The following is a 14,315-nucleotide window of genomic DNA, read 5'->3' as shown; positions in this document are numbered from 1 at the left end:
TCGCCGTCAGGCGGCGATCCTGCCGCTTCTGTCGATCCAGGCGTGGATGCGCTTGTCGCTCGCCAGACGATCCCACTGGCGCTCCGGATAGTTGAAGTTCTCGGTGAACTCGTCGCAAAGCTCCCGGTCCTGCGACATGGCGAAAATCAGCCGGCCCATGGCTTCCGATGGCGGCTGCAACATCATGTTGGTCCAGCGGGCAGCGGCAAGCACGCGGTTCTCGCGTGCGCGGTCGACGTCCTCGACGAAGCGCGCATCGAATGCCACCGCCTCGACGATCGCCTTGCCGAGCTCGAAGGCCGCATATGAGGCCATGTTGGCGCCCTGGCCCATCAAGGGATCGACGACGGAGTGAACGTCGCCCAAGGCAATCGCAAGCTTGTCGCCGTCGAAAGCCACCCAGGACTGCCGCACCGTTGGCACCACCGCGCCTTGCAGCAGGTCGAGCGGCTGGGCCAGCCCGAAGCGGTGCGTGTCGATCCGGTCGTAGGTGTGCGGATGATGCTTTTCCAGCTTATCCAGAAGGGACTGGCGGAATGCTGCCGGGTTGGCATCGTAGCTGAGCGAGACCAGGTCGGCCATGTCGCCGCCGGGAATGTTTTCCATCAACAGCGCCGTTTTCATGCCGCCGAAGGTCAGCGTAGGAATGACGATCATCTCGCCATGGCCGGGCGAGACGGACAGTGTGACGCCGCGCGGATCGTCGCCATCCGGGCTGCCATGATCGACGCCGTCATACAGGCCGACGCAAAGCAGGCGCTGTGGCCGACTGTACGGAGAGAGTTCGGGCCGGTGAGCGAACATGCGCCCGAGGGCGCCTTTGCCGGTGGAGACGACGAGAAGGTCGAAGCGCGAGACCAGCGCGGGGATGTCGTCATCCTGAATGCTGGCATATTCGATCCGACCGCCACGATCCTCGAAGTCCTTCATCAGTGCCGGCAAGTAGATCCGATAATCCACCGCGCGGCTCGGCCGCCGAAATGCACCGCGGAACAGGAGCCCGCCGTCCGGGAAATTGAAGTAATGATCGTGGTGGTGATAGACCAATTGGGGATCGTCCCAGTGGTTCACGCCGAGCTCGTTCTCGCGCGCGATGGTGACGCTATGATGCGCGACGGTGTTCATCAGCCGTGTCGCCGCATACTGCTCCGGGGCGCGGTCCGTCAGCACGGTTGCCGCGATGCCCTGCTTCTGCAGGTAGAGTGCCAGATGCAGGCCGCCGATGCCGGCCCCGAGAATGCCGATCGATTTGCTCATTCGTTTCCTCCCCTGAACGCGAGCAAGGCTAGACCGGACCAGCCATGCCGTATATGGAATGGTGAGAATATTATAAATTCCGGCGAGGAATGAATGGACCGGATCGAGGCGCTGCAGACCTTCATCCGGGTGATGGAGGCAGGCAGCTTCACCCAGGCCGCCGACGACCTCGGTTTGGGGCAACCGGCGATCAGCAAGCGGATCGCGCTGCTGGAAGCCGAGTTTCGCTGCCGGCTGTTCGTGCGCACCACGCGCAAGGTGCGGCCGACCCCGGAAGCGGACCGCGTGTTGAGATACGCCAAGGACATCGTCGCGCTGCTCGAGAGCGCCGGCGCTCCGACGCAGAGCCGGATCGGCAATCCGTCAGGGACGTTGCGGATGACGGTGCCGACGTCGTTCGGCCGCTTCTTCTTCCGCGAGATCTTCGCCGAATACACCCGTCGCTATCCTGATGTCCGGCTGGACGTCAGTTTTACGGAACAGTTTGTCGACCTCATCGAAACCGGGACCGAGCTTGCGATACGGATCGGCAGCCTCAATTCGAGTTCGTTGGTGGCGCGGCGGGTGGGCACCATCAAACGCCGGCTGGTGGCGGCGCCCGCGCTGCTCGCGCGTCATCAGGTGCCCTCGCTGCCGGATCATCTGCGCCGCATGCCCTGCGTCACCTACTCGCGCCTGTCGCAGAAGAATCAGTGGACGTTCGAATCCGAAACCGGCCGTTACGTCGTGGATATCGCGCCGGCGATGACCTGCGACGATGCGGACGTGATGACGTTGGCTGCATTGGAGGGGATCGGCGTCGCCGTGCTGCCGAACTGGTGTACCGTCGAGCACATCGCGGCCGGCCGTCTCGTCCATGTGCTGCCCGACTTCGTCGTGCCGCCGCTGCCCATGCATGTCGTCTATCCCGACCCGCAATGGATGTCACACCGGGCGCGACTGTTCCGCGATCTGATCATCGAACGTGCGGACGTCTTTGCACTCGGATGATCGCTTTCGGCACCCACAGAAACTGGCTCATTCGATTTGCCCAGCGGTCGGGCGCTTCCGGTTTACCCCGGTTTCCGGACAACTCGTCGCTACGCCCTAACGGAAGCGATGGGCCATGAACGGACTCATGCACCGCAGCAAACAACAGCTCTATTCGATCACTTCATCGGCGCGGGCAAGCATCGACGGCAGCAAAGCTAGGCCGAGGGCCTTGGCGGTCCTCAAGTTTACGACGAAGTCGAACTTGGCCGGCTGCTCCACCGGAAGATTAGCGGGTTTTGCTCCACGCAAAATCCTGTCGACGTATTCGGCAGCGCGGCGATACAAATCCGTAAAATTCGGCCCATAAGACATGAGGCCACCCGCTTCGACGTGCTCTCTGGCGTTGTAGATTGTTGGCAGTCGCGCTCCCATTGCTAAAGTCTGGATCTGATCGCGGTGGGTATTCACAAGCGGATCGGCAACTATATACAATGCCGCTGCACCACCTTTTAGCGCCTCGAAGGCAGACGGGATGTCCTCTGCTTGACGAATTGTGAGGATGTCGGTCTCAAGACCAAGCCTCGCCGCCGCCGCTTGCACCTCACTAAGCTCCAGTGCAGACAAGGAATTGCCAATGTTCCCAATAGCTGCCAAACGCCGAAGACTTGGAATGGCCTCGCGCAAAAGTTCTAGGCGCTTGCCGGCAAGATCGGTTGCTACCGTCGAGAGGCCCGTGACGTTGCCGCCGGGTTTCGCCAAACTCGCAACCAGTTTGTTTGCAACTGGGTCTCCCGCCACCGCGAACACGATCGGAATAACCGAGGTTGCCTGCATCGCCGCGATAACGTTTGCGGTCCCCGAGGTTACAATGACATCGACTCTAAGCCGAACGAAATCCGTCGCAAATTTAGCGAAGCGTTCACTGTTTCCTTCGCCCCACGCATACTCAATCACGACGGTTCGCCCCTCGATCCATCCGAGTTCACTCAGTCGCTTCAAGAATGCAGCAAGCCGTTGGCGCTCGACCGAAGGGGTGCTCTGACCCAAGAACCCGATGGTTGGCAATCGAGGGGATTGCTGCGCGCGGCCCGTTACCGGCCGCACGGCCACCAGACCAGCAAGAGCACCAAGCAAATCCCGGCGCCTCATACCTACCTCAACCGCAGACGACGGCATCATATGACTGAGGCCAGCGTTTTGGTAGGGATGAAACCGGCTTCGCCGCGGTCCGATGTCCGAGTTGGGTCAAAGTGCGAAGAACTCAAACGTGAGCAAATCTGGTCCGCTATGCCTCGGTGAGCGGACCTCCTGGCGAGGTGCCACCACTTCGCCGATGGGCCAACAGCGGACTCATGCGCTGCAGCAATTGCGACCCTATTCGATCACCTCATCAGCGCGGGCAAGCAGCCCCGGCGGCACGGAGAGGCCGATCGCTTTCGCGGTCCTTAGGTTGATCATCAGTTCGAACTTTGTGGGCTGCTCCACCGGGAGGTCGGCGGGGCGTGCGCCTTTGAGAATGCGGTCCACATAGACCGCAGCACGCCCGATGAAATCGGACATGTTCACCCCATAGCTCATCAGGGTGCCGGCCTCAGTGAACTCCCGGAGGAAGGTTATGACCGGCAATCGCGCCGCTATCGCAAGTTCGGCGAGTTTGGCGCGATGGGGCGTGAAAGGAGATGTCATAATTGCAAGGCCATCCATGCGGGCCCGCGCCATCTCGGCAAACGCATGATCAAACTCTTCAGGACCTCGCGCTTCGAACAATTGAAGGCGAATGTTCAACGAGTGCGCGGCGATCTGAAGCTCCTCCATCTGTAATGCAAGACCCACGTCGGCCGGGTTGCCAAGGACCGCAACTGCGGTGATGTGAGGGGCGGCCTGCTTCAGAATTTCCAGAAGTTTGCCGATAATTTCCATGCCTACCGAGGCGGTCGTCCCGGTGACGTTTCCACCGGGCTCGCTAAGGCTGGAAATGAGTCCCAGCTTCACGGGATCGGTCGGGAAAGTCATGACGATCGGAATTCGGCTGGTCGCGTTTTTTGCCGCCAAGACCGCTGAGGTGGCCGGTGCAACGATCAGGTCTACGTTGAGCGCCACCAGCTCCCTTGCAAGCTCGGGCAACCAGTCGATGTTTCCCTCAGCCCATCGATATTCAATGATGAAGTTCTCGCCTTCAACCCAACCCAGTTCGCGCAGCCTCCGCAAGAACGCCTGGAGCGGACGCTGGACTGATTCCCGGGTGGGGGCGCTTAGATAGCCGATGCGAAAGACCTTCTTCTGTTGCGCAAGGCCGGTCGCCGGCAAGGCCACCGCGGCTCCCAACACCAGGATCAACTCCCGCCGCCTCATTGAGCCCCCGCTAGGAACCACATCATCGGCGCCTGCAGCCTACCACTTTGTGGCAAGACGGCGAGCAAGAATGGGCAAACAACCGGCTCTAGATCCTGCTAGCGAATGTCCGCATTGTTCACAAGCGGGTATCGCCGCGCTCCCCGACCTTGGTCGGGTTTCGGCCGAACAGCCGACATTCCGATTCTTGAGATAGAAGTCAGCTAGCGGCCAACAGCGGAAGTGCTGGTGGAATGACCCGCCGTCAGCGCGACCTCTCAATGTCGGCTTCAGTCTCGATACTACTTCCACATGCGACGCAAAGAAAGACGTGACGCATTGTCGGACCATCTTTCACCAATTGGGAGCGGGACCACTTCATGATAGTCCCGCACCCAGAGCACATTGGAGGTCTCATTCCGCTGGAATAGGCATCCGAACTTGCGATATCTTCTAGACCTTGTGCGACCGAGCTATAGCTCTTGGCGATATGTTGTAATGTTTCGCGCCTAGACTCATTGCCGACTTGATCGGCCATCTGTAAAGCTTCGGCGGCCTTGTCCCGAAAGCGCTTGGCGTTTTCCAAACCAGTACGCGCCTTCTGACGGAGTTTGCCGGGCGAGGTCAACCACTCGCTCATATGCGAACCGGTTTCGGCCTGGCGGGCCTTCCGCGGAAGTTGCTCGCGCTCGGGGCCGCGCGGCAGAGACTTCGCCTCGTCGCGCAGCCGATTGGCTTCCTGACGAAGCCGTTCTTCGAGAGAATGGCTCTGCTTGAAGCGACGGCGCTCTATCATGGCGCTGCTCCATTGGTAAGTTAAGCGGAGCGCAACTGGCGTTCACACACACCGATAGTGGTCTCGGACCACTCAGTGATGGAACAAAGTGGAGCTAGGAAGAAGACAAGGCAAACGGTTTATTTCGTTCCGCACACGGAACTATCCAGGAACTACTCAAAAGCAGCCGAATTGGCCAATACCCACATTCGCTTTAGGAACGGCCAACCCGGCGGCTCATTGAAGATTGAGGGACGTCAGTGCCGCGACACGCTGGCGCAAGCACGTTAGTGCCGCAAGGCTACAGCCATGCACGACATGCAAACCCACCTAGAAAAACTCCTCACCGAAGCGGAGGAGTGCGCGCTTATCAGCAGACGCCACGCAGCCGACCAGTCGAAGAAGGAGTTGTTTGCTGATCTCTCCTCGAACCTATTGGGGCTCGCCACCAAGTTGGAACGCGCCATCCAAGAGCGTCAGGACTGGTCTAACAGGTAGGTGCATCGGCGAGCCTTGCCTGCGTCTCGCACCTGGCGCTCAGAGAGTAGGTCTAATCGCGACAGGCGATCAGTAGTCAATGATCAGGTTCTTCCCTTCAATCCGGCCATGATCGCGCAAGCTTCCCTGCCACACGTTTGAACAGCGGCAACTACAAGGTCGCACCATCAAGATAGCCAATCCGGCGAGCGGCCCCTCTGCCCACCGACGCGCGGCGAGACAAGCAGTGCCGCACTAGTTGCCGGAGTTCCTAACTGGCTGCTCTGCTACGTCTCGCAGGGTGCGGACCTGCTCCGCCCGGCGCGCGAGCTCCTCATAGGTCTTAGCGACGTTACGCAAGCTTTTCCTTGTCTCAGGATGCTCGCAGTTGTCCGCCTTCGCCCGAAACTCCTCCGCTCGCATCTCCCAGTAGTGAGGCGAGTGCATACGCTCGATACCCATGACGCCAAATTTCCTGAATTGGTCGTTCATGCTGATTAATGTACGTTCAGTCCAAGTGTTCCGCTCCTACCCAGGGAACGGTTAGGTCGCTTCCTCAGCCTAGTGAGCAAAAGCGATAAGGATCACGCCGGAGAGCCGGCCTGGGTCAGCTTCGGGTCTTGGTTGTGTGCAAACGGATGGTCGGCACGCGGCCGTGGTCGCCAATCACTGCAGGCGGCTGAGGTTCTCGCGTCGGATCGCCCAATGACGGCCAAAGCGGGCATCGCGAGGCGGTATTGCGCTTTTGGACGTACTTTCCGGCCTTCAGACGGCGCGGATGGCTGCAATCAGGCGCGGTTTGCCGACGATGTTCATCACCCGCGTGAGGTTATAAGCGAGAACATGCAGCGCCATCTCAGCGGCAACATTCCGTAAGCGCTTCATCAGGAAGTGGGTCGCACCCATACGGGCTTTGATCGTGCCGAAGGGATGCTCGACCGTCTCGCGCCGCGTCCGCATGGCTTTGGGATTGGAATCGAGCCGTCTCTGGACCTCCTCGACTACATGTTCATGCTCCCAACGAGTGATGCGGCGCTCCTTGGATGGCGTACATTGGCTCTTGATTGCGCAGCCTTGGCACGCTGCTGTCGACCAGTAACGGCGCAGCGTCATTCCATGCTCGATGTTGGTATAGCGATAGGGCAGCAGTTGGTCGGACGGGCAGCGGTAGACGTCCTCATCAGGCAGGTAGGCGAAGTCCTGTTTGCCGAACCGACCCTCCGCCTTGGCGTTCGACGTCATGGGCTTGGGCAGCGTGACTACAACGCCAGCCTCTTCGCAGGCCAATATCTCCTCTCCGTCGAAGTAGCCACGGTCGGCGACCGCCTCGAGTTTGTCCACTTCGAGCACTTCTTTGGCTTGCTTCGACATCCGAGCAAGCTGCCCACGGTCATTGCCGACGTTTATGACCTCATGCGTAACAATCAGATGGTGTTCGGTGTCCACCGCGACCTGGACATTGTAGCCGACGACACCCGATCCGCGTCCGCTGGTGGCCATCGAACGGGCATCCGGATCGGTCAGCGATATCTGTTGATCCGGCGTCTTGCGCATCTGCGCGTCAAGCACTTCCAGGCGGCTCATCTCCTGCTTCAGTCGAGCGATCTTTTCCTTGATCCTCGGTGTCTTGATGCTGATCGCTTCCGATGGCTCCTGCCGATCGGCGCTATCCAGTTGACGCAGATATCGCCCGACGCTTTCCTCGATTTGCGCCATCCGCCTCGCCATCTTGGCATGCGTGAAGTTGCGATCGCGGTTGTTCACTGCCTTGAACTTGCTGCCATCGATTGCGACGCTTGGGGTCTGCAACAGGCCCATTTGCCGGCATAGCGCAACGAACTTCGCACAAACCTTCCGAAGCGCCGCACCATTGTCCTTCCGGAAATCGGCGATCGTCTTATGATCGGGAGCCAGGCGGCCGATCAGCCACATCACCTCGATATTGCGGCACGCCTCACGTTCCAGGCGGCGACTGGATTGCACCCGATTGAGATAACCGTAGATGTAAAGCTTCAGAAGGACTGCTGGATGATAGGAAGGCCGGCCCGTCTCCTTGGCGATCACACGCTCAAATCCCATTCCATGCAGGTCGAGCGCCTCGACAAACACGTCGATCACATGGACCGCATTGCCCTCGTCTACCCAATCCTCCAGACATTCCGGCAAGAGCGTCAGCTGGGATCTGTCCGCGCCTTCAACGAAGCGTCCCATCCGTATCCCCCCATTAGGAAACGGAGGAATCGTAACCGACTCGCGGCTTTTCACACAGCCAGGGTCACAAGCGGCGGTCGGGCAAGCTCTAGCCCGCGTCCGCTCTGGCTCCCTTAGCCGACATAGCAAATGCCTCAGCCCGGTTCGGCTAAGGGCTAGGAGCGGACATGGCAATTCACTGAAGCTTAACGGGCGTTGCTTAGCCGACCTAAGACAGCCTGAGCTTCGTCAAAAATCTCCTGCACGATCTCCGCTGCTGGCTGTGTCTTATGGACGAGCGCAACGCTCTGCCCGGCCCAGAGCGACAGTGCATCGATGTCACCCTCGGCATCGGCTGCTGGTGTATAGGATCGATAACGGACGATTGGGCCACGAGATTTCGAGGTGGCGACGACCTCGCCCTCACCCGGCCGCTTTCCCGAAACTGGACGCCCGGCGGCTTCCCAAGCCGCGACAGTGCTGTTGCGCAATACACGGTGAGGAGCCTTTGGCCATCCGATGTCAAATAGCTCTTCGAGATAAACGGTATCGTCTTCTGTTGCTCGAAATAATCGCTCGCGATAATGGGGATGAATTTCCACTTCAGTGCTCGCGAGGAAACGGGTCCCGATCCAGACCCCCGAAGCGCCGAGCGCCAAGGCAGCGGCAAGTCCACGACCATCCGCAATGCCTCCCGCGGCTATGACTGGGACACGGCCAACAGCATCGACCACTGCGGGTACAAGTGCCATCGTCGCGACCTTCCCACGCACATGGCCACCTGCCTCCCATCCTTGTGCAACGACGATGTCAACCCCGCATTCTACTGCTCGGCGCGCGTCTTCGGCGGTGCCAACCGTATGAAGTACGACAGCGCCGCCCGCCTTCGCACGGGCCACAAGCGCCGAGGGTTCGCGCCAGAAGAAGGAGATAATCGGCACGCGCTCCTGCAGGCAAGCGTCAAGGCGCTCTCCTTGCGCGAACTCTAGGTTTAAATTGACGGCGAATGGCTTGCTTGTAAGGGCTTGAGTTTCGCGAATTTGCCGACGCAACGTTTCTATGTCCGCTCCCCATAAAGCCAAGGTGCCCAGCCCACCGGCATTGCTCACTGCTGCAGCAAGAGCGGGACCGACCGCTCCGCCCATTGGGGCTTGAATGATAGGAAGTTCGATCCCAAGACGCGTGCACGCTGCCGACATCACGAGTGTGGTCCTCCAGTTTCAGAGCACAGCAAATCAAAGCATGAAGGGCCGCCCGCCGACTAGGGCTGGCTTCCGCTTCAGGTCACAAAGCGCCTTCCCCAGGGCAGGACGGCGCGCCCGCTGCATCTGCGAGAACAGACAGCGGATTTGTCAGCACGTAGGATGGCTTGAGCCCTTGCGAAACGCATCATGCCTTTCCCACAGGTGGAGGCAGTAATGGGTTTCGCTGGCGCTCTACCCATCCTACGAGCTTCCTAGGGAAGCCCGTAGTAGCTCCGATAATGGCCAAGCTGCTGTTGCGGCGTAAAGCCAGCAAAATCGCCGGCGCGCTTGCAGTCCTGGAGCATGGCGAGAAGCGCTTTCGCTTCAGGGTCGCTACTTGCGCGCAGGAATGCTTCAGTGGCCTCAAGCCCTGCTCCGCAGACCAGCTGAATGTCAATGTAGCACGCTGCGTCGAAAGACGACATCTTGGCCTTATAGATCAGAAGAGCATCATTTGGGATGCCAGCCGAGAATAGCTGCGTGCACAGGAGCTTCAACGTCTCATTGCTGTCGCGATTGGTGTCGGCAATCGACGATTGGATGAGACGTCGGACTTCAGCAAGATCGGCCGCAGCCGGAGCGACACCGAAGCGCGCGAGTAAGTCGTGTTCGTCCATGGTGATGCAAAATCCAGCAGTTCTGCGACCTGGTCAACAGGCAGATCGACCGCTTTGGCCATAAGCAGAAGAACTTTCGCTGGTCGTGGCGCATGAGACAGGTCATCATTGGCTTTGCATGACCCGGCTCTTTTGCAACATATGGTCCAGAATTGTGATCGTCGAAGGGATCATGGGGTCCGGCAAGTCGACGACCGTACGGCGAATTGCTGATCGCTTGAAGGCTTCCGGTGTGTCCGCCCTCGGCATTACCGAGGGCACCAGCCCACATCCGATCCGCTTTGATTGGGACGTGCCATGGGAGGACATGCCGGCAACGCAAATAGCGAAGTTAGCCGCTGCGCGTTGGAGTGCCTACGTCAATTCTGCCGCGACGTCAGCGAGCATCACGGTTGTCGACGGACAGCTTTTCCATGGGAATTTAACGTCGCTGTTTCTGCTTGATGCCGACATCGCCCTGATCCGCAGCTATCTTCGTGAGGTGCTAGCCATTATCAAGCCGCTACACCCTTTGCTGATCTACTTTCACCAAGACGACGTTGACCGAGCGATTAGAGCGATTTCCGCTGAGCGGGGGGACTCATGGGTGACATATCAGGTCAATTGGAAGCTGACGTCGCCGTACGCCGTTAGGCATGGCTACGCTGGCCTTGGGGGACTCATCGAGCTCTATCGTGATTACCGCCGGCTTACCGACGGTCTCTACGCAGAGCTCGATATCCCGAAGATCAGCATCGAGAACTCCGGAATGGAGTGGGCGAAGTATGAAGAGACCATAGTTTCCGTCTTGGTGAACCCGGCCGGCGACGGGGGCAGCAATTCTTGATCGCTCTATGACTGAGCTAGAGAAGATGCTTGCGTGCTGAGCGAGTGGCCACAGGCGGCGCTGGTCCCTGCTCCGGGTCACAAAGCGCCCTCCCCACGGCAGTACGGCGCGTCCGCTGTATCGGTGAGAACAGACAGCGTTTTGTCGGCGTAGGCTACCGGCACCAACCGGCGCACCCACAGTGCTCTAAAGCGCCGGCAGGCCGGGCGGCGGCTTGCGCTTGGCGGAGGCCTGTTCAAAGGCGTAGGCCAAGCGCAGCAGCTTGTGCTCGCTCCAGGCGCGGCCTGCGAAGGTGACGCCGAACGGATAGTCGGGCGTATCCTTGCCGTCATCTGTCCCCGAAACGAACCCGCCCGGCACCATGACGCTGGGATAACCCGCCTTGGCGGCGATTGCGGCTCCGTATGCGCCGGGGAACAGGACGGCGTCGAGCTCGTGTCGGCTCATATAGGCATCCATGCCGCGCGTCTTGGCCGAGAGCAGGTCCATGGCGCGTGCGGATTTGTACTCGCGCTCGCTGAGATCGCCCCTGGTCATCTCCGCGGCGAGAAAGTGGTCCTGGCCGAAACGCAGCGCCCTGTCCGCATTCGCCTCGTTGAAGGCGACGATGTCGGCAATCGTCTTGATGTCCGTGTTGGTCGCCCACTCGTTCAGATACAGATTGAGGCCGTGCTTCATTTCGTAGAGGAAGACGATCGGCGGCCTTGCGATCGTGCCCTTGTGGGCGCTCAGCGGATTGCGGTTGAGCACGGCCATCGTCGTGCCCGGCCCGCCGATCCAGCCAAGCGTCGGCATGCTGGCACGCACGATGACGGCTCCGAGATCCTCCAGCACCTGGATCGTCTCAGCCATCAGCTTGGCCGCCTTCGATGGCAGCTTGCCGTAAAAGCAATCGTTCAGCGGGTCGGCAGGGTCGCTCGGCACGCCGATGCGCGCACCTTTCATGGCGTCGGCGGCAAGGCCGTCGGTGAAATCGTCCGGCCGCCGCTGCTTTTGCGTCGCCGGGTCGAGCGGATCCTTGGCCGCCAGCACGTTCAGCAGCAGCGCCGCGTCGCGCACGGTCCGGGTCATCGGCCCGGCGGTGTCCTGGCTATGCGCGATCGGCACGATGCCGGCGCGGCTGATCAGGCCGACCGTCGGCTTCACGGTGACGAGGCCGTTCTGGCTGGCGGGAAACAGCAGCGAGCCCGAGGTCTCCGTGCCGATCGAGGCCGCGCACAAACCTGCCGCCACTGCAACCGCCGAACCCGCGCTCGAGCCGCCCGAGGACACGACGGGGATGCCGTGATCGTCGGCCAGCGCCGGCGCATAGGGGTTCTTGACCTGACCGCCCAGCGACGAATAGCCGGCGGGCATGTCGACCGCGATCATGTTGGAAAATTCGGTCAGGTTCGCCTTGCCGACGATCACCGCACCGGCCTCGCGCAGCAGCTTGACGAGCGTCGCATCGTCCCGCGCATGCGCGCCTTCCAGCGCCAGCGAGCCCGCCGTGGTCGGCTGCTTATCGCCGGTCGCGATGTTGTCCTTCACCAGGATCGGGATGCCGGCCAGCGGCCGCTTGGGCGACTTGACGCCGTCGAGCCTGGCCGCGATCGCGAGCGCGTCGGGATTGAGCGTGCGTACCGCGTTGAGCCTGGGCCCGTCGCGGTCGTAGGCTTGGATGCGCGCGAGATAGGCTTTGAGCAGCGCCGTGGCAGTGACATGCCCATTGGCCAAAGCATGAGCGATATCGCTCATCGACGCATGATCGAGCCTTGCATGATCAAGCTTTGGGGAGATCGGCGCCTCGGCGCGGACGGCCGCCGCGGCAATGCCGGCATCGCGGCGGGATGGCTTCTTCACGGCTGTCTCGCCTTGCGGCGCGTCCCTGACCACGAGACCGCGACGATGCCATCATGCCAGTGTTTTGCCCGACGGGTCAACGACCGGCGCATCACCTCGATCACGCGCGACGCAAGCGCGCAAGCCATTGAAATGACTAACCCTGGCTACTGTGCATGGGGTTGTTTTTCAGGTTTTGGTTTGGAGCTGTGTCCTCTCCCACGCGTGGAGAGGACACGGAAACGGACGCCGCCTACTCCCAATACCACGTGGAGAAGTCGTTCTCGAATTGCGGCACGTCCTTCCAGACGCCCTTCAGCTTCTTGGCTGTGATGGTGATGAGCTGCGGCTGGTACAGGTAGGCGGAGACCGCGTCGGTGGCGAGCATGCGCTGGGCGTCGCCGAGCAGCTTTGCGCGGGCGGCTTCGTCCGGCGTCGAGACGATCTGCTTGTAGAGCGCGTTGAAGGCCTCGTTGTTGTAACCGAGGTAGTAGTCCGACTCGGTGATCTTGACGAGGTCGAACGGCTCGACATGGCTGACGATGGTCAGATCGAAATTGTGCGGGCCATTGCCGGCGAACACCTGCGACAGCCATTGCGCCCACTCGACGTTCTCGATCTTGGCGACGATGCCGACCTTGGCGAGCTGGGCTGCGGCGATCTCCCCGCCCTGCCGCGCATAGGACGGCGGTGGCAGCTTGAGCGACAATTCGAGCGGCGTGGTGACGCCGGCTTCAGCGAGCAGCTTCTTGGCTTTCTCCGGATCGTACGGGTTGATGCCGGTGGTGTCGACATAGCCGAGCGCGCCCGGCACGTAGAAGCTGCCGATCGGCGTGCCGAAGCCGTCGACGGCGCCGTCGATCATGGCCTTGCGGTCGATCGCGGCAAGGATGGCGCGGCGGACGCGGACGTCGTCGAGCGGCTTCTTGCGGTGGTTGATCGCAACGATGGTCTTGGCCCGGGAGCCGCCGACCTGGACGTTGAAGCGCGGATCGGCCTTGAACTGTGCCAAGGCGCGCGCCGCGGCGACGCGCGGGAATGCATCGACGTCGCCCGACAGCAGCGCCGCCACCTGCGCCGCCGGATCTGAGATGAAGCGGATCGTCACCTTGGACAGCTTGATCGCGGAGGCGTTGCGGTAGTCGGCCCATTTGTTCAGCGTGATCGAAGAGCCCTTGGCCCAGCCGCCAAGCTGATACGGTCCGGTGCCGACCGGCTGCGTGACATTGGTACCCGCGCTCTTCGGCTCGACGATCGAGCCGCCCGCCTGGCCGAGCAGGAACGGCAGGTTCGGCTCGGAATATTTCACGGTGATCACGACGGTGTCGGCGTCGGGCGTCTCGACCTTCTCGAAGGCCTGGTACAGGCTCTTGTCCTTGTTGGTGCTGGTCGGCGCCGCGTTGCGCTCGAACGAGAACTTCACCGCCGCGGAATCGAACGCTTCGCCATTGTGGAATTTGACGCCCTTGCGCAGCTTGAACGTATAGGTCTTCAGATCGGGCGAAGCGGTCCAGCTCTCGGCCAGCAGCGGCGAGACCGAGCCGTCCTCGTTGATCTTGGTCAGGGTCTCGTAGATGTTGTAGAGCGTGACCTCGGCGATCGCGGCCGCGGCGGCGTTGGTGGGGTCGAGCCCCGGCGGCTCCAGCGCCATCGCCATGACGACGCTGTCCTTCTTGCTCTGCGCCAGCACCGGCAAAGGCGCCGCGACGAGCGCAGCGGCAAAGGCGACGATCGATAGTTTCCTGAACATGCGCAAACTCCCCGGCCAATCCTGTTTCCAGCTTAACGCCAATCCTGCCCCGGAC

12 protein-coding genes are annotated in these 14,315 nt (G+C 61.0%); 3 read left to right on the top strand and 9 right to left on the bottom strand.

What is annotated here, in order from left to right; translation table 11 throughout:
• Positions 1 to 6 precede the first annotated feature (6 nt).
• The gene (styA, locus tag DCG74_RS18405; RefSeq protein ID WP_172784351.1) at positions 7 to 1,257 is read right to left on the bottom strand and encodes a styrene monooxygenase subunit StyA; all 1,251 of its coding nucleotides are present in this window, start codon (positions 1,255 to 1,257) and stop codon (positions 7 to 9) included.
• Between the two features lie 93 nt (positions 1,258 to 1,350).
• On the opposite strand from styA, the gene DCG74_RS18400 reads away from it, so the two are divergent.
• A complete protein-coding gene (locus DCG74_RS18400) occupies positions 1,351 to 2,247 on the top strand; it encodes a LysR family transcriptional regulator (RefSeq protein ID WP_172784350.1) in 897 nt (298 codons plus the stop codon).
• Positions 2,248 to 2,397: 150 nt separating this feature from the next.
• Here the strand turns inward: DCG74_RS18400 and DCG74_RS18395 are convergent, their stop codons facing one another.
• The 3 genes from DCG74_RS18395 to DCG74_RS39005 form a co-directional block, all read right to left on the bottom strand.
• A complete protein-coding gene (locus DCG74_RS18395; RefSeq protein WP_172784349.1) occupies positions 2,398 to 3,378 on the bottom strand; it encodes an ABC transporter substrate-binding protein in 981 nt (326 codons plus the stop codon).
• Positions 3,379 to 3,603: 225 nt separating this feature from the next.
• Positions 3,604 to 4,557: an ABC transporter substrate-binding protein gene (locus DCG74_RS18390; RefSeq protein ID WP_257187587.1), complete on the bottom strand. Its 954-nt coding sequence runs from the start codon at positions 4,555 to 4,557 to the stop codon at positions 3,604 to 3,606.
• A 268-nt stretch (positions 4,558 to 4,825) separates the two neighbouring features.
• Complete coding sequence (locus tag DCG74_RS39005; protein WP_373569524.1) at positions 4,826 to 5,356, bottom strand: hypothetical protein; 531 nt, start codon at positions 5,354 to 5,356, stop codon at positions 4,826 to 4,828.
• A 288-nt stretch (positions 5,357 to 5,644) separates the two neighbouring features.
• Here DCG74_RS39005 and DCG74_RS18380 point away from each other — a divergent pair, with 288 nt between their 5' ends.
• Entirely contained in the window at positions 5,645 to 5,833 is a 189-nt protein-coding gene (locus tag DCG74_RS18380) for a hypothetical protein (protein ID WP_172784347.1), read from the top strand.
• A 744-nt stretch (positions 5,834 to 6,577) separates the two neighbouring features.
• Here DCG74_RS18380 and DCG74_RS18375 read toward each other — a convergent pair.
• The 3 genes from DCG74_RS18375 to DCG74_RS18365 form a co-directional block, all read right to left on the bottom strand.
• Positions 6,578 to 8,023 carry an IS1182 family transposase gene (locus DCG74_RS18375; RefSeq protein WP_172784346.1) on the bottom strand — a complete coding sequence of 482 codons (1,446 nt, stop codon included), beginning with the start codon at positions 8,021 to 8,023 and terminating at the stop codon, positions 6,578 to 6,580.
• 185 nt (positions 8,024 to 8,208) lie between these two features.
• Positions 8,209 to 9,201, bottom strand: coding sequence for a nitronate monooxygenase family protein (locus tag DCG74_RS18370; RefSeq protein ID WP_172784634.1), 993 nt, complete (start codon positions 9,199 to 9,201; stop codon positions 8,209 to 8,211).
• 257 nt (positions 9,202 to 9,458) lie between these two features.
• Positions 9,459 to 9,863, bottom strand: coding sequence for a hypothetical protein (locus tag DCG74_RS18365; RefSeq protein ID WP_172784345.1), 405 nt, complete (start codon positions 9,861 to 9,863; stop codon positions 9,459 to 9,461).
• 118 nt (positions 9,864 to 9,981) lie between these two features.
• Here DCG74_RS18365 and DCG74_RS18360 point away from each other — a divergent pair, with 118 nt between their 5' ends.
• Positions 9,982 to 10,689, top strand: a complete 708-nt coding sequence (locus tag DCG74_RS18360) for a hypothetical protein (RefSeq protein WP_172784344.1) — start codon at positions 9,982 to 9,984, stop codon at positions 10,687 to 10,689.
• Positions 10,690 to 10,875: 186 nt separating this feature from the next.
• Here DCG74_RS18360 and DCG74_RS18355 read toward each other — a convergent pair whose 3' ends face one another.
• On the bottom strand, positions 10,876 to 12,531 hold the full coding sequence (locus DCG74_RS18355; protein WP_172784343.1) for an amidase family protein: 1,656 nt from the start codon (positions 12,529 to 12,531) through the stop codon (positions 10,876 to 10,878).
• A 232-nt stretch (positions 12,532 to 12,763) separates the two neighbouring features.
• Positions 12,764 to 14,260 carry an ABC transporter substrate-binding protein gene (locus DCG74_RS18350; protein ID WP_172784342.1) on the bottom strand — a complete coding sequence of 499 codons (1,497 nt, stop codon included), beginning with the start codon at positions 14,258 to 14,260 and terminating at the stop codon, positions 12,764 to 12,766.
• Positions 14,261 to 14,315: the final 55 nt, after the last annotated feature.

This window comes from Bradyrhizobium sp. WBAH42 (genome assembly GCF_024585265.1).
In the GTDB taxonomy this organism is placed as follows: Bacteria; Pseudomonadota; Alphaproteobacteria; order Rhizobiales; family Xanthobacteraceae; genus Bradyrhizobium.
Note: the sequence above shows the minus strand (reverse complement) of the source record. Positions and strands in the feature narration are given on the sequence as shown.

Bases quoted from the DNA above. Each gene is read 5' to 3' on its own strand.
- styA (WP_172784351.1), bottom strand. From the start codon at position 1,257: ATGAGCAAATCGATCGGCATTCTCGGGGCCGGCATCGGCGGCCTGCAT.
- DCG74_RS18400 (WP_172784350.1), top strand. From the start codon at position 1,351: ATGGACCGGATCGAGGCGCTGCAGACCTTCATCCGGGTGATGGAGGCA.
- DCG74_RS18395 (WP_172784349.1), bottom strand. From the start codon at position 3,378: ATGAGGCGCCGGGATTTGCTTGGTGCTCTTGCTGGTCTGGTGGCCGTG.
- DCG74_RS39005 (WP_373569524.1), bottom strand. From the start codon at position 5,356: ATGATAGAGCGCCGTCGCTTCAAGCAGAGCCATTCTCTCGAAGAACGG.
- DCG74_RS18380 (WP_172784347.1), top strand. From the start codon at position 5,645: ATGCACGACATGCAAACCCACCTAGAAAAACTCCTCACCGAAGCGGAG.
- DCG74_RS18375 (WP_172784346.1), bottom strand. From the start codon at position 8,023: ATGGGACGCTTCGTTGAAGGCGCGGACAGATCCCAGCTGACGCTCTTG.
- DCG74_RS18370 (WP_172784634.1), bottom strand. From the start codon at position 9,201: ATGTCGGCAGCGTGCACGCGTCTTGGGATCGAACTTCCTATCATTCAA.
- DCG74_RS18365 (WP_172784345.1), bottom strand. From the start codon at position 9,863: ATGGACGAACACGACTTACTCGCGCGCTTCGGTGTCGCTCCGGCTGCG.
- DCG74_RS18360 (WP_172784344.1), top strand. From the start codon at position 9,982: ATGACCCGGCTCTTTTGCAACATATGGTCCAGAATTGTGATCGTCGAA.
- DCG74_RS18350 (WP_172784342.1), bottom strand. From the start codon at position 14,260: ATGTTCAGGAAACTATCGATCGTCGCCTTTGCCGCTGCGCTCGTCGCG.